Origin of the sequence: Vulcanococcus limneticus LL (assembly GCF_002252705.1) — a bacterium.
Taxonomy (GTDB): domain Bacteria; phylum Cyanobacteriota; class Cyanobacteriia; order PCC-6307; family Cyanobiaceae; genus Vulcanococcus; species Vulcanococcus limneticus.
On sequence record NZ_NQLA01000002.1, the window covers coordinates 166,961 to 184,279 of the forward strand.

The 17,319-nt window shown below is 70.1% G+C and carries 15 protein-coding genes and 2 tRNA genes; 11 read left to right on the forward strand and 6 right to left on the reverse strand.

The genetic code is table 11. The features are described 5' to 3' along the window. The first annotated feature begins 44 nt into the window (after positions 1–44). The 6 genes from CJZ98_RS02035 to gltX all read left to right on the forward strand — a co-directional run bounded on the left by CJZ98_RS02035 (position 45) and on the right by gltX (position 3,293). Complete coding sequence (locus tag CJZ98_RS02035; RefSeq protein ID WP_094587841.1) at positions 45–365, forward strand: peptidase; 321 nt, start codon at positions 45–47, stop codon at positions 363–365. A 71-nt stretch (positions 366–436) separates the two neighbouring features. After that, positions 437–910 (forward strand): 50S ribosomal protein L19, encoded by a 474-nt coding sequence (rplS, locus tag CJZ98_RS02040; protein ID WP_094587842.1) that lies wholly within the window; start codon positions 437–439, stop codon positions 908–910. Between the two features lie 103 nt (positions 911–1,013). Then, positions 1,014–1,086: transfer RNA gene (locus tag CJZ98_RS02045), tRNA-Trp, on the forward strand. 36 nt (positions 1,087–1,122) lie between these two features. Then, complete coding sequence (locus CJZ98_RS02050) at positions 1,123–1,311, forward strand: SH3 domain-containing protein (protein ID WP_006043540.1); 189 nt, start codon at positions 1,123–1,125, stop codon at positions 1,309–1,311. Between the two features lie 409 nt (positions 1,312–1,720). Continuing rightward, positions 1,721–1,794: transfer RNA gene (locus CJZ98_RS02055), tRNA-Asp, on the forward strand. Positions 1,795–1,820: 26 nt separating this feature from the next. Next, complete coding sequence (gltX, locus tag CJZ98_RS02060) at positions 1,821–3,293, forward strand: glutamate--tRNA ligase (RefSeq protein WP_094587843.1); 1,473 nt, start codon at positions 1,821–1,823, stop codon at positions 3,291–3,293. A gap of 20 nt (positions 3,294–3,313) precedes the next feature. On the opposite strand, the gene CJZ98_RS02065 is transcribed toward gltX, so the two are convergent. Both CJZ98_RS02065 and CJZ98_RS02070 read right to left on the reverse strand, forming a co-directional pair. Then, on the reverse strand, positions 3,314–4,531 hold the full coding sequence (locus CJZ98_RS02065; protein WP_094587844.1) for a cation:proton antiporter domain-containing protein: 1,218 nt from the start codon (positions 4,529–4,531) through the stop codon (positions 3,314–3,316). A gap of 79 nt (positions 4,532–4,610) precedes the next feature. Next, a complete protein-coding gene (locus CJZ98_RS02070; RefSeq protein ID WP_094587845.1) occupies positions 4,611–4,853 on the reverse strand; it encodes a hypothetical protein in 243 nt (80 codons plus the stop codon). Between the two features lie 107 nt (positions 4,854–4,960). On the opposite strand from CJZ98_RS02070, the gene CJZ98_RS02075 reads away from it, so the two are divergent. After that, on the forward strand, positions 4,961–7,498 hold the full coding sequence (locus CJZ98_RS02075; RefSeq protein WP_198537422.1) for a CehA/McbA family metallohydrolase domain-containing protein: 2,538 nt from the start codon (positions 4,961–4,963) through the stop codon (positions 7,496–7,498). 27 nt (positions 7,499–7,525) lie between these two features. Here the strand turns inward: CJZ98_RS02075 and CJZ98_RS02080 are convergent, their stop codons facing one another. The 3 genes from CJZ98_RS02080 to CJZ98_RS02090 are packed head-to-tail and all read right to left on the reverse strand — an operon-like array spanning position 7,526 to position 10,313. Further along, positions 7,526–8,350 (reverse strand): sulfate ABC transporter permease, encoded by an 825-nt coding sequence (locus CJZ98_RS02080; protein ID WP_094587846.1) that lies wholly within the window; start codon positions 8,348–8,350, stop codon positions 7,526–7,528. After that, on the reverse strand, positions 8,347–9,243 hold the full coding sequence (gene cysT / locus CJZ98_RS02085) for a sulfate ABC transporter permease subunit CysT (RefSeq protein ID WP_232756113.1): 897 nt from the start codon (positions 9,241–9,243) through the stop codon (positions 8,347–8,349). Before cysT ends, CJZ98_RS02080 begins: the two co-directional genes overlap by 4 nt. Further along, positions 9,240–10,313: a sulfate ABC transporter substrate-binding protein gene (locus CJZ98_RS02090; protein ID WP_094587847.1), complete on the reverse strand. Its 1,074-nt coding sequence runs from the start codon at positions 10,311–10,313 to the stop codon at positions 9,240–9,242. The genes cysT and CJZ98_RS02090 overlap by 4 nt, the downstream gene beginning before the upstream one ends. Positions 10,314–10,503: 190 nt before the next feature. Here CJZ98_RS02090 and polA point away from each other — a divergent pair, with 190 nt between their 5' ends. Together polA and cysS are read left to right on the forward strand one after the other, a co-directional pair. After that, positions 10,504–13,683: a DNA polymerase I gene (gene polA, locus CJZ98_RS02095; RefSeq protein ID WP_094587848.1), complete on the forward strand. Its 3,180-nt coding sequence runs from the start codon at positions 10,504–10,506 to the stop codon at positions 13,681–13,683. Positions 13,684–13,728: 45 nt separating this feature from the next. Next, a complete protein-coding gene (gene cysS, locus CJZ98_RS02100) occupies positions 13,729–15,204 on the forward strand; it encodes a cysteine--tRNA ligase (RefSeq protein ID WP_094587849.1) in 1,476 nt (491 codons plus the stop codon). Between the two features lie 40 nt (positions 15,205–15,244). Here the strand turns inward: cysS and CJZ98_RS02105 are convergent, their stop codons facing one another. After that, positions 15,245–15,463: a hypothetical protein gene (locus CJZ98_RS02105; protein ID WP_094587850.1), complete on the reverse strand. Its 219-nt coding sequence runs from the start codon at positions 15,461–15,463 to the stop codon at positions 15,245–15,247. 166 nt (positions 15,464–15,629) lie between these two features. Here CJZ98_RS02105 and CJZ98_RS02110 point away from each other — a divergent pair, with 166 nt between their 5' ends. Both CJZ98_RS02110 and CJZ98_RS02115 read left to right on the forward strand, forming a co-directional pair. Further along, positions 15,630–16,880, forward strand: coding sequence for a 1-deoxy-D-xylulose-5-phosphate reductoisomerase (locus CJZ98_RS02110; RefSeq protein WP_094587851.1), 1,251 nt, complete (start codon positions 15,630–15,632; stop codon positions 16,878–16,880). A gap of 52 nt (positions 16,881–16,932) precedes the next feature. After that, positions 16,933–17,292: a (2Fe-2S) ferredoxin domain-containing protein gene (locus tag CJZ98_RS02115; protein ID WP_094587852.1), complete on the forward strand. Its 360-nt coding sequence runs from the start codon at positions 16,933–16,935 to the stop codon at positions 17,290–17,292. Positions 17,293–17,319: the final 27 nt, after the last annotated feature.

The following is a 17,319-nucleotide window of genomic DNA, read 5'->3' on the forward strand; positions in this document are numbered from 1 at the left end:
CCCCGATCACCTCTGGCCCAGCCACTCATCTGAACACCGCCGCCATGGCGCCTTCACCCCAGTTCTTCGCCCAGGCGCGCCGCGTCCACGGGGCCATCGCCCCCCTGGTGCTGGCGCCGCTGCTGATCACGGTGCTGAGCGGCATGGCCTACCGGCTGCTCAAGGACTGGGGCGGCCTCGGCCGCGACCAGGTGCATTGGCTGATGGTGGTGCACGAGGGCGAGTGGCTGGGCCGCGCCGCCGAGCCCATCTACGTGCTGCTCAACGGCCTTGGACTGCTGTGGATGCTGGCCAGCGGCAGCCTGCTGCTGCTGCAGAAGTGGCAGCGGCGGCCTGGGCGGCCGGCCGGGGAGCCCGGAGGCTGAACCCCGAGCCGGTACACTCGCTGTTTGGCCGGGCGCTTTTTCCAGCCGGATTGGCAGCTGACTCGAAGGACATGACTGACGACATCAAGGACACGGCTGCCGAAGCCACCACCAGCGAAGCCCCAGCTAGCGAAGCCACCAGCGCCACGGCGACGGCCATCCCCGCCACCAAAGCCACCACGGGCAAGCTGAGCGCCCACGACCTGCTGCGTGCCTTCGAGGCCGAGCAGCTCAAGAGCGATCTGCCCGAGATCTACGTGGGCGACACCGTGAAGGTGGGCGTGCGGATCAGCGAGGGCAACAAGGAGCGCATCCAGCCCTACGAGGGTGTGGTGATCGCCAAGCGCCACGGCGGTCTCAATGAGACCATCACCGTGCGCCGCATCTTCCAGGGGATCGGCGTGGAGAGGGTGTTCCTGCTGCATAGCCCCCAGGTGGCTTCCGTGAAGGTCGAGCGGCGCGGTAAAGTGCGCCGAGCGAAGCTCTTCTACCTGCGCGACCGAGTGGGCAAAGCCACCCGCGTCAAGCAGCGCTTCGATCGCTGAGGCCGGTTCCTGGTTCAACCCAGGGTTTCCTTCCTCAAACCTGGCCGGATTTCGATCCGGCCAGCCGATGCAAACCCTTGCATCGACGGGGAGACATCGCCCTGCGCCGTTAGTTCAGTTGGTAGAACGCAGGTCTCCAAAACCTGATGTCGGGGGTTCAAGTCCTCCACGGCGCGTTGATGTCTCTCCACTGCAGTCTCTCGGTTCCGGACATGGAGTTGGATCTACAGCCCGGTGATGTGGTCAAGGTTCTCGAATCCGCCGCTTTGGGCTGGGTTCGTGCCCGGGTGATCCGCGTGAAATCCGGCGGTCGCGTGGTGGTCCAGAGCGACCAGGGCCGTGAATTCACTGCCCGCGGCAACCAGGTGCGCCTGATCGAGCCAGCCGGCTTCCGTCCCTGATGGCCTCCGGGCACCCCCTGCCGAGGGGGTGTCGGGTATGGGCCCAACCGCTATGCGTTTAAGGCCTCCGTCCCGATCCATCCCAACGATTCCGCACAGGAATTTCGCTCCATGCCCGCCTCCGTGCGGGCTTTTTCATGGCCCTGTGTTTTGGGTTCGGGGCGGGGCAGTCTCCATGGAGGGGCGGAAAGCCGGACAAGAGGTGCCTGAGCTGATCAGCCGTCAGCGGCTGGCGAGCGGTCAGTGCCAGCGTCCTGGCCTTGTCGGACCAGTGTCCGATGGTGGTCCTGCCCCGGTCAGCGGCCAGGCGTGTTGACGAAGGGCCCCACGACAACGGATACTTCTGGAGTCGCCGACGCGACGCAGACACGGCCCAAAAGCCAGTCTGGGAGTGCTCTCAGAGCACTATGGGACTGTAGTTCAATCGGTTAGAGCACCGCCCTGTCACGGCGGAAGTTGCGGGTTCGAGCCCCGTCAGTCCCGCTCTCATTCCATCAAGGAGTAGCCAGGTGGTAGCAACTGGTTCGGCGGTACGCGTTCGTCTCGCCCCCAGCCCCACCGGCACCCTCCATATCGGCACCGCTCGCACCGCGGTGTTCAACTGGCTGTTCGCCCATCGCCACGGCGGCCAGTTCCTCTTGCGCATCGAGGACACCGACAGGACGCGCAGCAAGCCCGAATACACTGCCAACATCCTGGAAGGCCTGGCATGGCTTGGGCTGCACTGGGACGGCGAGCCTGTGATCCAGAGCGAGCGGATCGAGGCCCATCGCGCCGCCATCCAGCAGCTGCTCGATTCGGGCCGCGCCTACCGCTGCTACGCCAACGAGGCCGAACTCACCGAGATGCGCGAGCGTCAGGCAGCCGAGAATCGCGCGCCCCGCTACGACAACCGCCACCGCGACCTCAGCCCCGAGCAGGAGCAGGCCTACATCGCCGAAGGCCGCGAAGCCACGGTGCGCTTCCGCATCGACGACGACGCGGAGATCACCTGGACCGACCTGGTGCGCGGCGAGATGCGCTGGGCGGGCAGCGATCTGGGCGGCGACATGGTGATCGCCCGCCGGGCCCCGGCCGATCAGATCGGCGATCCCCTCTACAACCTGGTGGTGGTGGTTGACGACGCCGCCATGGCCATCAGCCATGTGATCCGCGGCGAAGACCACATCGCCAACACCGCCAAGCAACTGCTGCTCTATGGGGCCCTGGGGGCCACCGCGCCGGTGTTCGCCCACACCCCGCTGATCCTCAACCAGGAGGGCAAGAAGCTCTCCAAGCGCGATGGCGTGACTTCAGTGAGTGATTTCCAGCGGATGGGCTACACGGCCGAGGCCCTGGCCAACTACATGACCCTGCTGGGCTGGTCGCCGCCGGAAGGCATGGGCGAGCGTTTCACCCTGGCAGAGGCGGCCGCCGCGTTTGATTTCGAGCGGGTGAACCGGGCCGGCGCCCGCTTCGACTGGGACAAGCTCAACTGGCTCAATAGCCAGGTGCTCCACGGGCGCAGCCCAGCCGCGCACCGGGAGGCGCTGGTGCCCCTCTGGCGGGCCGAAGGCTGGCTGCCGGCGGATCCCTCAGCAGACGCCGCAGCCGGCAGCGCAGCCGATCCCGCCTGGCAGGAGCAGCTCGCTGCGCTGCTCGGCCCCTCGCTGGTGCTGCTCGCCGATGGGGTGGAGCAGGCCAGGCCGTTCTTCGAGCGGCCGGAGCTCAGCGAAGCGGCCGTGAAGCAACTGGCGAGCGATGGTGCCCGGCCCGCCCTGCAGGCCCTGCTGGAGCGCCTGCCTGAGGGCGCCCTGAGCAGCGAACAGGCCCAGGCGCTGCTGGGGGATGCCGTGTCAGCCGCCGGCGTGAAGAAGGGCGTGCTGATGAAGAGCCTGCGGGCCGCCCTGCTCGGCAGCCTGCAGGGCCCGGACCTGCTCAGCACCTGGCTGCTGCTGCAACCCAGCGGCGAGGCCGCTGCCCGGATCCAGCGGAGCCTCTGAGGCGAAGCCCGACAGGGTGATCAAACCTCCACCAGCCCCAGCCGCCGCGCCAGGGCCGGAGCGCTGAAGCCCTGCAGCCCTACGGTGAGCAGGATCATCAGGAACACCAGACCCTTGAGGGCTGAGGCGCCTGGCACCCCGGCCGCCTCCAGCTGCAGCGCGAACAGGCTGGCCACGGCGGCGCTCACGATGCCCCGCGGCGCGATCCAGCTGAGAATCAGCTTCTCGCGCCAGCCCAGGCCCGGCAGGCCGATGGCCCCCAGCTGGATCACCAGCCAGCGGTAGAGCATCAGCACCAGCACACAGGCCACACCCCCGAGCCCCAGCGGGCTGAGTTCGGCCCAGGAGAGGTCGGCCGCCAGCAGCGGGAACAGCACCGTGATCGCCAGCTGGGCCAGCTGGCGGATCAGCTCATCGAGCTGGGTGGCCTCCTTGTCGAGGCGCAGGCCCACCACCACCCCGGCCGCCACGGCGGCGGGCAGGCCGGCACCGGGCAGCAGCCCCTCACTGCCGCTCACCAGTAGGAACAGGGCCCCGAGGCTGAGCTGCAGTGGGAGGGTGTCCTCACTGATCCGCACGGGGGCTCCTGTATCGGCCTGCAGCGCCTGCAACCGCCGCAGCAGCTCCGAGAGCAGCCAGCCGCCCGCCGCACCGATCGCGGCCCCGCCCCCAAGCCGCAGCATCAGCAGAGAAGGCACAGAACTCAAGCCCGCCAGGTCGCCCAGGATCAGCTGCAGGAGCAGCAGGGCCAGCACGGCCCCCACCGGCTCCAGGATCAGCCCCTCGGCCTCCAGGATCTGCCCCAGCACCGGGATCAGGCGCATCTGCTGCACCATCGGCGTCACCACCGTGGGGCCGGTGGCCAGGGCCACGGCGGAAAACAGCCAGGCCAGGGGCCAGTCGAGGCCGGCCAGCAGGTGGGCCAGAACAGCGGCACCAAGCAGGCCGAACACCGCCCGCACCAGCACCACCTGCACCACCGTGCGCTGCAGGTCGCGACCGGCCAGGCGCAGGTTGAGGCCGCCATCGAACAGCACCAGGCTCACCAGCAGTCCCACCAGGGGCTCCAGGCCATGGCCCAAGGCTTCGGGCTGCACCAGATTCAGTCCGGCACGGCCGATCAGCAGGCCCACGCCGAGCAGAAGCACCACCGCCGGCAGGCCGGTGAGCCGTGCCACCAACTGGGCCAGGGACCCGGCGAAGAAGGCTTCGCCCCAGAGCAACTCCAGCCTGTTCACGCCAACTCCTGGGGGACGGGCCCATCAGGCCACCTCGTTTCAGTACGACGCCATGGGGCGCCGCACCATCTCAGGGCGCTCAATCCTCCAGCGCCCCGTACTGGGGCTCCACGCGGATGCCCACCACGCGGCTGGGGCGGATCACCAGGTATTCCCCCTGGAGTTCGGTTATCGGCACGTTCACGAAGGTGTCTGCGGGGCCAGCGTTGAGCACCCCGCCGTACCACTGCTGGAAGGCGTCCAGGGTGGCGAAGTGCACCACCTGGTGATGGCCTCCAGCGAGGAAGATGTGTATGGCGAAGCGGCTGGGGGTGCGGGCCATCAGCGGGGGGCGCGGGGCGGCGGCGAGGAATCGCCCCCACAGGATGGCCCAGATGCAGCGCCGGAGGAATCCCGGGTCAGACTGAGGCCCCCAGCGCCGCCCGCCGCATGCCCGAGAGCCCCTGGCAGCCGGAGCCTGTGGTGGAGTCGGTGGCAGAGGAGGCGCGGCGGCTGCGCGAGCGCCTCGGACCACACCAGGCCCCCTTGGGCCACTACGAGCGGATCCGCTCCCTGCCCTTCGCCGGACGGCTCCGCTGCGACACCCGCCAGCTTGAAGCGGGCAGCTGGCAGGAGCTGCTGCTCGACTACACGGTGGGCGGATCCGGCATCGCCGATGGCGCCTGGCTGAAGCTCACCTTCCGCTTCTACTCCGACTGGGCCCTGTTCCAGACCCACGACCCCGCCGGGGCGAACTACGTGAGCGCAGAGGTCCAGAGCGGCCCGCTGCTGCCTGGCCAGTCGCCGGCCACGGTGCAGGCGCTGGCGGTGCGCTTCGACCAGAAGGGCCATGAGCGGCCGTTCCAGAAGGCCGTGATCATCGATCTGATCGACGGCTACCTCAATGCCGGCGACCACGTGCTGATCCGCCTGGGGGACCGCCGCGGCGGTGGGCCCGGCACGCGGGTACAGACCTTCGCGGAGGACGGCTTCCGCTTCCGCGCCTACGTGGATCCGCTCGGTACCTCCCGATTCGTGGCCGTACCCGGCGACGTGAGCCTGGACATCGTGGCGGGCCCGCCAACGGCGCTGCGGCTGCGGGGCCCCCGCTTCTGCCGGCCCGAGGAGCCGACCCAGTTCCGGCTGGCGCTGGAGGACCGCTGGGGCAACATCTGCCGGGACCTGGCCAGCCAGGGCAACCCCTGGGACGGCGGCCCGCGGGACGGCCGCCCGGCGCCCGTGACGGTGGAGATCCTGGAGGAGCGGGGGGGAACGGTGGGTCCACCCATCAGCCACCGGCGGCTGGAGCTGCCGGCCGGCGGCTGGGCCACGGTGGGGCTGGAGGGACTGAACCTGAGCGAGGGCCACTACCGACTGCGGGCCAGCCTCCCAGGTCGTTCAGAGGAGCCCCATGCCCCCGCAACAGCCGGCCTGGCGAACGCTTTCACAGCCACCGCCCTGCTCGCGGTGGCAGCCGAGCTGCCCGCGCCCCGCAGCTTCTACGCCGACCTGCATGTCCACGCCCACGACACCGTGGGCACCAACAGCCCCGCCAGTAACGCCGCCTACGCCCGCGATGTAGCCGGCATCGACGTGCTCGGCTACACCGCCAACGACTTCCAGATCAGCGACGCCAACTGGGCCGCCGGCCTGGAGGCGGTGAATGCCTACCACCAGCCGGGCCACTTCGTGGTGATTCCGGTGCAGGAGTGGTGCGGCAGCTCCACCGCCGGCGGCGACCACAACGTGCTGTTCCTCGGCGACGACCCGCCGGACTTCCCCTACAACGCCCGCGGCGAGCACAACCGCACCCTGCAGTGGAGCGAGGACATGGCCGGCCACGCGGTGGAGCTGGGCCGCTGGCCGGTGGAGCAGCTGTGGGATGCCTACGGCCACGCCCCCGAGGAGCACCTGCTGATCCCCCATGTGGGCGGGCGGCGCTACATCCCCGACTGGCACCACCCGGAGTTGGAGCGCCTGGTGGAGATCGTCTCCGCCTGGGGGCAGTTCGACTGGCTCTATGCCGATGTCATCGGCCGAGGCTACCGGCTGGGGGTGAGCGGCAGCGGCGACGAGCACCGCGGGCGACCCGGCGGCGGTGCCCCGGGGGTGGATGTGTTCGGGGTGCGCGGCGGGCTCACCGGCGTGATCGCGGATCGCCTCGAACGCCGCAGCATCGGGGCTGCGCTGCGGGCCCGCCACACCTGGGCCACCACCGGTGAGCGCACGGCGCTGCTGGTGCGCTGCGGCGAGCATCTCCAGGGTGATGCCTTCGAGCACAGCGGTACCGCCCACATCGACTACCAGTTGCTCGGCGATGATCCCGATGATGGCGGCGGCTGGGAGGAGCTGGTGGTCTACGACCACACGGGCCCGATCGCGCGGCGCAACCTGCACGCCGAGCTGGGCTTCGCCGATGACCTGGTGCGGCTGCGCTGGGGCGGTGCCCGCATCCGCGACCGCTACCGCTGGGCCGCCTGGCGCGGGCGCATCACGGTGCTCGGAAGCACGGTCCTGGGCTTCAAGGGCCAGGGCTTCGAGCACCCCGAAGAGGCCTGCTGGCGCGAGGGGCCCACGGCCATCGGCTTCCGCAGCGAGACCTACGGCGATGCCGACGGCGTGGAACTCAATCTGGACCAGCTGGCCCAGGCCCGCCTGCAGATCGAGGGCACGATCGACAGCTTTCAGAAGCTGGGCGGCGCCGCGCGCCGGCCCTTCGTGCACGCGCCGGAGTTCCGCTGGGAGGTGAGCGGGGCGGAGCTGATCGCCGCTGGCGGCGAACTGCGGCTGGAGCTGGGCGGCACCGAGCTGTTCCTGGCCCTCGAGCGGCTGACCCGGGCGCCCCTGCCCAGCGAGCTGAGCGGCCCGTTCAGCGTGGAGCCGCTGAACGGGCCCTTCGGCTGGCGGCCGATCTACCTGCGCGGCCGCCAGCGCAACGACGCCAAGGTGTGGTCGTCGGCGCTGTTCATCACATTCAGCGAGCCCTGATCGGCAGGTGCGCTCGCTGAGCAGCCCTCAGGGCTCCCGGATCCGGTCCTGGTGGCGGACCAGGGTCTGGACCAGCAGGCTGAGCAGCGCCACGGACCCCAGCAGCGAGGCGCAGGCGAAGGCCGCAGCGCCGTCGTATTCCAGATAAGTGCGCTCCACGTGCAGGGTGAGGGTGTTGGTGGCGTTGATGATCTTTCCCGACACCACCGAGATCGCCCCGAACTCCCCCACGGCCCTGGCGGTGCAGAGGATCACGCCGTAGATCAGGGCCGGACGGATGTGGGGCAGGGTCACGCTCCAGAAGGTGCGCCAGGGGCTGGCGCCGAGGCAGCGGGCGGCCTCCTCCTCCTCGCGGGGCACCTCCTGCAGGGCCGGATACACCTCCCGGGCCACGAAGGGCACGGTCACGAACAACAGGGTGAGGGCCAGGCCCGGGGTAGCGAACACGATCTTGACGCCGGAGCGCTCCACCGCATCGGCGAACAGCCCCATCTCGGGACTGAACAGCAGGATGAACATGAACCCCACCACGATCGGCGAGATCGAGAGGGGCAGATCCAGCAGGGCCAGGACCACGGCCTGGCCGCGGAAGCTGCGGCGCGCCAGGATCCAGCTGATCAGCAGCCCGAAGACGGTGTTCAGCGGCACGGCGATGGCCGTGATCAGCAGTGTGAGTTGCAGGGCATGGACCGCCGGCGGCTGGGTGATCGCCCCCCAGTAGGCGGCAAGGCCAGCGCTGAAGGCCTCCACGAACACCGTCAGCACCGGCAGCAGCACCACCAAGGTGAGGAAGCTGAGGCCCGCGGCAATCAGCAGCTTCGGGCCCCAGCCGGTGGGAGTGCGCAGACTCATAGGGCGCGGCTGCGGCGGTACCAGAGGGCCAGGCCGTTGATCAGCACCAGCAGTCCCAGGCTCCCCGCCAGCAACACCAGCGAGACGGCCGTGGCACCGTCGAAGTCGAACTCCTCGAAGCGCTGGTAGACATACACGGTGGAGGTGAGGGTCTCAAAGGGGATGTTGCCCGTGAGGATCGTCACCAGGCCGTACTCGCCCAGGCCGCGGGCCAGGGCCAGGCTGAAGCCGGTGGCCAGGGCCGGCAGCAGCTGGGGTAGCAGTACCTTGCGGAAGGTCTGGGCTGGCGTGGCGCCGAGGGTGAAGGCCGACTCCTCCACCTCCGGCTCGATCGCCTCCAGCACCGGCTGCACGGCGCGCACCACGAACGGCAGGGTGGCGTAGACCATGGCCAGCACCACCCCGAAGCGGGAGCCGGTGAGGTTGAGCTCGGTGATGCCGATCCCCGCCAGCCAATGGCCGAAGGGCGCCTCCGGATCCCAGAGCTGACCGATGCGGCCACCGGGGCCGTAGAGCCGCAGCAGGGCGATGGCCGCCACCACGCCGGGCATGGCGAAGGGAAGATCGATCAGTGCATCGGCCAGGCGCCGGCCGGGGAAGCGGTAGCGCACCAGGATCCAGGCCAGCAGCAGCCCGAAGCCGGTGTTGATCAGGGCCGCCAAGGTGGCCGCGCTGAGGGAGAGCTGCAGGGCACTGGCAGCCAGCTCGGAGCTGAGCAGCTGCCAGAGCCGCTGGGGCGGCAGCTGCAGACCCGCCCGCAGCAACGCCGCCAGGGGCAAGCCGAGCAACAGCACCAGGTAGAGGGAGGCCAGCAGGATCAGCCCCCGGCCCCCCAGACCCTTGCGGCCCCCCGGCACCAGGCCGGGAACCCCGCGAAGTCGGGCCAGGCTCACCGGGCGGCCTTCTGGGCCTGCTCGAACAGGGCGCCGTCGTTGAACAGCTTCTGGTTCACGGCGTTCCAGCCGCCGAAGTCAGCGGCAGTGCGCAGTTGCCGCACCAGGCGGAACTGGTTGCTGTAGCGGCGCAGCACCTGGCGATCGGAGGGGCGATAGCCGGCCTCAGCGAAGATCTCCTGGGCCTTGGGGCTGTAGAGGAAGCGGGTGAAGGCCTCAGCCACCTGGCGGGTGCCGCGCTTGTCGACCACCTTGTCGATCACCGTCACGGGGAATTCCACCTTGAGGTTGGAACTGGGCACCACGTAGGGGAAGTCCTTGGGGATGGCGTCGTTGGTGACGATGATCTCGTTCTCGAAGGTCACGAGCACATCGCCCACCCGGTTCTTGACGAAGGCATCGGTGGCCTCACGGCCTGAATTCACCTGCGACTTGATGTTCTTGACCAGGCCGAACAGGTAGGTCTTCGCCGCCGCGTCGCCCTTGTCCTTGAGCACGGAGCCATAGCCGGCCAGGAAGCCCCAGCGGGCGTTACCGGAGGTCTTGGGGTTGAGCGAGACCGACTCCACCCCGGGCCGGGCCAGATCGGCCCAGGTCGTGACCTTCTTGGGGTTGCCCTGGCGCACCACCACGGCCATCACCGTGGTGACCGGTACGGCGTTGTTGGGCAGGCGCCGCTCCCAGCTGGAACTCACCAGTCCCTTCTCCACCAGGGGCGTGATGAAGGTGGAGAGATTCTGGGCCAGCACATCGGCCTCGAGGCCGCCGAGGATCGAGCGGGTCTGGGAGGCCGAGGCGCCGTACGACTCCTTGAAGGTGACGGTCTGGCCGGTCTTGGCCTTCCACTCCTTCTGGAATTCGGGGATCAGCTTCGAATAGGCCGCCTTGGCCACCGCATAGCTCACCAGCGTGAGCTGCACCGGCTCGGGCTTCGACTGGGCCAGCGCCCCGAGCCCCCAGCTGGCCCCCAGGCCAGCGGCAGCCCCGGTGGCCGCCAGGAGCCCGAGCAGGGAGCGCCGGCTCAGGCGCCAGGTCGACGGGTGCGGGGGGATGGGGGAGGGCAGGGACATGGCGGGAGTGGGGGGAGCGACGCGGGGGCTGGGCTCGCCGGAAGCTGGCCAAACCCTAGGGATCCACTGGGGCACGATGGCCAGGGCCACGCCTGGCCCATGTGCCTGCGGCCACATGGGCCCACGCCCCGGGGCCCGCCGCTGCCTCTGCCAGGCTGGGCCGATTCGGGCGCCAGCCAGCCGCATCGCCATGGCAGCAGAGGGTTCCAGCGTTGCCGGCGGCTCGAGCACGACCACGGGGGCAGGCCTTGTCCCGGCCGTGGGGGGCAGCGAGAAGCCTCTGCTGCTGCTGGTGGATGGCCACTCCCTGGCCTTCCGCAGTTTCTATGCCTTCGCCAAGGGGGGCGATGGCGGGCTGAGCACCCAGGCGGGCGTGCCCACGAGCGTGACCTACGGCTTTCTCAAGGCCCTGCTGGACAACTGCAAAGGCCTGGCGCCCCAGGGGGTGGTGATTGCCTTCGACACGGCCGAACCCACCTTCCGCCATGAGGCGGATGGGGCCTACAAGGCCCACCGCGACGAGGCGCCCGAGCACTTCTTCCAGGACCTGGCCAACCTGCAGCAGATCCTCGTGGAGGGGCTCGACCTTCCCCTGTGCATGGCGCCGGGCTACGAGGCCGACGACGTGCTGGGCACCCTGGCCAACCGGGCGGCCGATGGTGGCTGGCGGGTGCGGATCCTCTCGGGCGACCGCGACCTGTTCCAGCTCGTGGACGACAGGCGCGATATCGCCGTGCTGTACATGGGCGGCGGGCCCTACGCCAAGAGCAGCGGCCCGCAGGAGATCCGCCGCGAGGGCGTGATTGCCAAGCTGGGCGTGACCCCCGAGGAGGTGGTGGACCTCAAGGCCCTCACGGGCGACAGCTCGGACAACATCCCCGGCGTGAAGGGCGTGGGGCCGAAGACGGCGATCAACCTGCTGGCCGCCTACGAGCACGTGGACGGGATCTACACGGCGCTGGAGGCGCTGGAGCAGGCCGGCCCCAAGGCCAAGGACCCCAAAGGCGTGCTCAAGGGCGCCCTGCTGCAGAAGCTGCGCGATGACCGGGAGAACGCCTACCGCTCACGCATGCTGGCCGAGATCCTGGTGGACATCCCCCTGCCGAGCGAGCCGCGGCTGGCCCTGGGGGAGGTGAGGGTGGACGCGCTGGCCGGCAGCCTGGAGGAGCTGGAACTGCACAGCCTGGCCCGCCAGGTGGAGCGGTTCGCCCAGGTCTTCTCGGCCCATCCGCCGATGCCGGCGGGCGGCGCGGGCGGCCAGGCGGCGCGGGCGGCTGGAACAGCCCGGAGCGCTGGAGGCGCAGCGAGCGCAGCGGCAGCGAGGGTTGGAGACGGGGCCTTGATGGCGCACCAGGCTGCACCAGCCAGCGCCAGGCCGGCGGAGACCACCGGTACCGACCCGGCCACGGCGACAGCCCGCGCCAGCGCCGAAACGGGGGCCCCCACCGCCAGCACCCCGCCAGCCCTGGAGCCCCAGCTGATCACCAACCCCGCCGAGCTGGAGGCCCTGGTGGCGCGGCTGCTGGCGGCCACCGATCCGACCGCTCCGATCGCGCTCGACACCGAGACAACCGCCCTCAACCCCTTTCAGGCCGAACTGGTGGGCATCGGCCTGGCCTGGGGCGCGGGCCCGGACGAGCTGGCCTACATCCCGATCGGCCATCTGCCGCCCGTGGCACCCGATCTGCTCACCGAACCCCCGGCCACACCGCCCCAGCTGCCCCTCGATGGGGTGCTCAGCGCCCTGGCCCCCTGGCTGGCCAGCGCCGACCACCCGAAGACCCTGCAGAACGCCAAGTACGACCGGCTGGTGCTGCTGCGCCACGGCCTGGCCCTGGAGGGTGTGGTGATGGACACGCTGCTGGCGGACTACCTGCGCGACGCCAACGCCAAGCACGGTCTGGACGTGCTGGCGGAGCGCAACTTCGGCTTCAGCCCCACCAGCTACGGCGCGCTGGTGCCGAAGGGCGCCACCTTTGCCGCCGTGCCGATCGAGGAGGCCGCGCTCTATTGCGGCATGGACGTGCACGTGACCTGGCGGCTCACGGGGCTGCTGCGGGCCCAGCTGGCGGAGCTCGGCCCGGCGCTGCCAGCACTGCTCGATCAGGTGGAGCTGCCGCTGGAGCCGGTGCTGGCGCTGATGGAAGCCACCGGCATCCGCATCGACAAGGGCTACCTGGCGGAACTCTCCACTGAACTGGCGGCCACCTTGCAGCAGCTGGAGGCCGACGCCAGGGCGGCGGCGGGGGTGGACTTCAACCTGGCCTCCCCAAAGCAGCTGGGCGAGCTGCTGTTCGACACGCTGGGGCTGGACCGCAAGAAATCGCGCAAGACCAAGACCGGCTGGAGCACCGATGCCGCCGTGCTGGAGAAGCTGGAGGAGGCCCACCCCGTGGTGCCGCTGGTGCTGGAGCACCGCACCCTGAGCAAGCTCAAAAGCACCTATGTGGATGCGCTGCCGGCGCTGGTGGAACCGGAAACCGGACGGGTGCACACCGATTTCAACCAGGCGGTGACGGCCACCGGCCGGCTCTCGAGCAGCAACCCCAACCTGCAGAACATCCCGATCCGCACGGAGTTCAGCCGGCGGATCCGCAAGGCCTTCCTGCCCCAGGAGGGCTGGAGCCTGATCAGCGCCGACTACTCCCAGATCGAGCTGCGCATCCTGGCCCACCTCTCGGGCGAGGAGGTGCTGGTGGAAGCTTACCGAACCGGCGACGACGTGCACGCCCTCACGGCCCGGCTGCTGCTGGACAAGGCCGAAGGCGAGGCGGTGAGCAGCGACGAACGCCGCCTGGGCAAAACGATCAACTTCGGCGTGATCTACGGCATGGGCGCCCAGCGCTTCGCGCGGGAAACGGGGGTGGGCCAGGCGCAGGCCAAGGAGTTTCTCAGTAAGTACAAGCAGCGCTACCCGAAGGTGTTCGCCTTCCTGGAGCTGCAGGAGCGGCTGGCCCTGAGCCGCGGCTACGTGGAGACGATCCTGGGCCGGCGCCGGCCGTTCGGCTTCGATCCCTCGGGCCTGGGGCGCCTGCGGGGCAAGGATCCACTGGAGATCGACCTGGAGGTGGCCCGCCGTGGCGGCCTGGAGGCCCAGCAGCTGCGGGCGGCCGCCAACGCGCCGATCCAGGGCTCCAGCGCCGACATCATCAAGCTGGCCATGGTGCAGCTGCACCACCGCCTCTCTGAGAGCGGCCTGCCGGCGCGGCTGCTACTGCAGGTGCACGACGAACTGGTGCTGGAGGCGGCCCCCGAGGCTCTCGATGCGGTGCTGGCGCTCACCCGCAGCACGATGGAACAGGCCGTGGCGCTCACGGTGCCGCTACTGGTGGAAACCGGCGTGGGGCCCAACTGGATGGAGGCGAAGTAGGGCCAAGCCCAAGCCGTAGGTTGGCCGCCATCTCCCGAAGCTCCCGTGACCCTGCGGCTCACCAACACCCTCACCCGCCGCACCGAGGAGTTCCGCCCGCTGGAGCCGGGGAAGGTGAGCATCTACTGCTGCGGCGTCACGGTCTACGACCTCTGCCACCTGGGCCACGCCCGCAGCTACATCGCCTGGGACGTGCTGCGCCGCTATCTGATCTGGAGCGGCTATGCGGTGACGTTCGTGCAGAACTACACCGATATCGACGACAAGATCCTGCGTCGCGCCGCCGAGGAGAACAGCTCGATGGAGGCGGTGAGTGAGCGCAACATCGAGGCCTTCATGGCCGACATGGCCCGGCTGAACATCCTGCCGGCAGACCGCATGCCGCGGGCCACCCAGAGCCTGGAGGCGATCCGGGCCCTGATCGGGGAACTGGAGGCGCGGGGAGCCGCCTACTCCGCCGATGGCGATGTGTATTTCGCCGTGCTGAAACACGCCGGCTACGGCAAGCTCTCGGGCCGCGATCTGGCCGAACAGCAGCAGAACGCCGATGGCCGCGTCACCGATGCCGAGGAGGCCCGCAAGCAGCACCCGTTCGACTTCGCCCTCTGGAAGGGCGCCAAGCCGGGCGAACCCAGCTTCCCCTCCCCCTGGGGCGCGGGCCGGCCCGGCTGGCACATCGAGTGCTCGGCCATGGTGCGCGCCGAACTCGGCGACACGATCGACATCCATCTGGGCGGCGCCGATCTGATCTTTCCCCACCACGAGAACGAGATCGCCCAGTCGGAGGCGGCCACGGGCCGGGAGCTGGCTCGCTACTGGCTGCACAACGGCATGGTGAACGTGGGCGGCCAGAAGATGAGCAAGTCGCTCGGCAACTTCACCACGATCCGAGCCCTGCTGGATTCAGGCGTCTCGCCGATGACCCTGCGGCTGTTCGTACTGCAGGCCCACTACCGCAAGCCCCTGGACTTCACCGCCGAGGCCCTGGAGGCCGCGGCCACCGGCTGGAAGGGGCTCAACGCCGCCCTGGGCCTGGCCGAGGCCATCGGCGCGGCGAGCGGTGACGATCCCCATCCCCGCGATGCCGCCGGCCTGTCGCCGGAGCTGGTGGCCGCCCGCCAGCGCTTCGCCGCGGCCATGGACGACGACCTCAACACCTCCGCCGCGCTCGCCGTGCTGTTCGAGCTGGTCAAGCCCCTGCGCTCCCTGGCCAACCGGCTTGAGCGCGGCGATGCCGCCGCGGCCGAGGCGGCCAGCAGCCCGCTCCTGGCCAGCCAGGGCCGGCTGCTGCTGGAACTGGCCGGCGTGCTGGGGCTCCAACCGGAAGCGGCCCCTGTGGCCGGAACCACCCACAGCAACGGCCCCTGCGACCAGACCATCCAGGACCGGATCGAAGCCCGCCAGACCGCCAAGGCCTCCCGCGATTTCGCCACCGCCGACCACATCCGCGCCGAGCTCCAGGCCCAGGGCATCGAACTGATCGACAAGCCCGGTGGCCTCACCGAGTGGCGGCGGGTCTGAGCCGGGATCAGCCTGAGGCGCCCCCGACAGCCCACCGGGCTCAGACATCGGGGCGCGCGGGGGGTTCTGCCTGACCGCGCATCATCTGCTCGATCTTGCGGATGCGCTGCTGGGTGGTGGTCCACACGTCGCGGCGGAAGCCGGGCTCACACTGCTCCACCAGCTGCTCAATGGGCTCGCCGCGCTCGAACGCCTCCCAGAGCTCGCGCTCGAGCTTGGCGCGCTCGATGAAGTTCCAACGCTGCAGCCAGCCCACCATGTCCGCCCGTTCGGCACGGCCCCCAGTGTGACGGGCGGTTCCACCGGCCAGCGGACCAAGCAGGCACTCACCAGGCCCGACGCCAGAACGAGGGCGCGGCCGGCCCCCAGCCTCGCCCGGGCCACCCGCCCGTAGGTGGGAAACTGACCCCACTTGCTGCAGTGCCGTGAAAGCCCTCTCCGTGCTGGGATCCACCGGCTCGATCGGCACCCAGACCCTTGAACTGGCCGAGGAGTTCCCGGATCGCTTCCGGGTGGTGGCCCTCACGGCCGGCCGCAACCTCGACCTGCTGATCGAGCAGATCCGCCGCCACGCCCCCGAGGTGGTGGCCCTGGCCGATGCCGAGAGGGTGGCCGAGCTGCGCGAGCGGCTGCAGGCGCTGGAGCCCGCCCAACGGCCTGCCCGGCTGCCGGAGCTGTTGGGCGGCCCCGATGGGATCTGCGCCGCCGCCGCCTGGCCCAGCGCCGATCTGGTGGTGACAGGCATCGTGGGCTGCGCCGGCCTGCTGCCCACCCTGGCCGCCATCCACGCCGGCAAGGACCTGGCCCTGGCCAACAAGGAGACCCTGATCGCCGCCGGCCCGGTGGTGCTGCCGGAGCTGGAGAAGAGCGGCTCGCGGCTGCTGCCGGCCGACTCCGAGCACTCCGCCATCTTCCAGTGCCTGCAGGGCACCCCCTGGGCCGACACGGCCCGCCTCAGCACCGGCCATCCCACCCCAGGCCTGCGCCGCATCCAGCTCACCGCCAGCGGCGGCGCCTTCCGCGACTGGCCCGCCGCGGATCTGGCCAAGGCCACCGTGGCCGATGCCACCAGCCATCCCAACTGGAGCATGGGCCGCAAGATCACGGTGGACTCGGCGAGCCTGATGAACAAGGGCCTCGAAGTGATCGAAGCCCACTACCTGTTCGGCCTCGATTACGACCACATCGAGATCGTGATCCACCCCCAGTCGATCATCCACTCGATGGTGGAACTGGCCGACTCCTCGGTGCTGGCCCAGCTCGGCTGGCCCGACATGAAGCTGCCGATCCTCTACTGCCTCAGCTGGCCCGAGCGCCTCGAAACCCCCTGGCGCCGCCTCGACCTCACCGAAGTGGGCACCCTCAGCTTCCGCGCCCCCGACCCGGCCAAATACCCCTGCATGGAGCTCGCCTACGCGGCCGGCCGCGCCGGCGGCACGATGCCCGCGGTGATGAACGCCGCCAACGAACAGGCCGTGGCCCTCTTCCTCGAGGAGCAGATCCACTTCCTCGAGATCCCGAAACTGATCGACGCGGTGTGTGATCGCCACAAGGCCGATCTCACCACCTCCCCCTCCCTGGACGACGTGCTGGCCGTGGACGCCTGGTCACGCGAGGCGGTGCGTGAGGCTGCAGCCCGGCTGAGGGCCAAGGCTCCGGTGGCGCTGCCGGCCTGAGCCCCCGATCCGGCGCCCACCGCTGCCCCCTGCTGCCCTCCAGCCCCACACCATGGCCGTTGTCCAGCCCCGGATCGCCCACCACCTGCTGCTCTGCGCCACCCCCAGCAAGGCGCTCTGCTGTCCCGATCCGGCCGTCGGCGCTGCCAGCTGGGAAACCCTCAAGCGCCTGGTGCGGGAGCTCGGCCTGGAGGATCCGGCCCGTCCCGAAGGGATCGTGCTGCGCACCAAGGCCGACTGCCTGCGGATCTGCGCCGAAGGCCCGGTGCTGCTGGTCTGGCCCGAAGGGATCGTCTACGTCGGCGTGAGCCCGGAGCGGATCGAGCGGATCGTGCGGGAGCACGTGGTGGGCGGAAGCCCCATCGAAGCCTGGATCCTCAGGCGGATGCCCTTCCAGCCGCAACCCACCTGAGCGAATCCTGCTCGCGCAGGCCGTTCA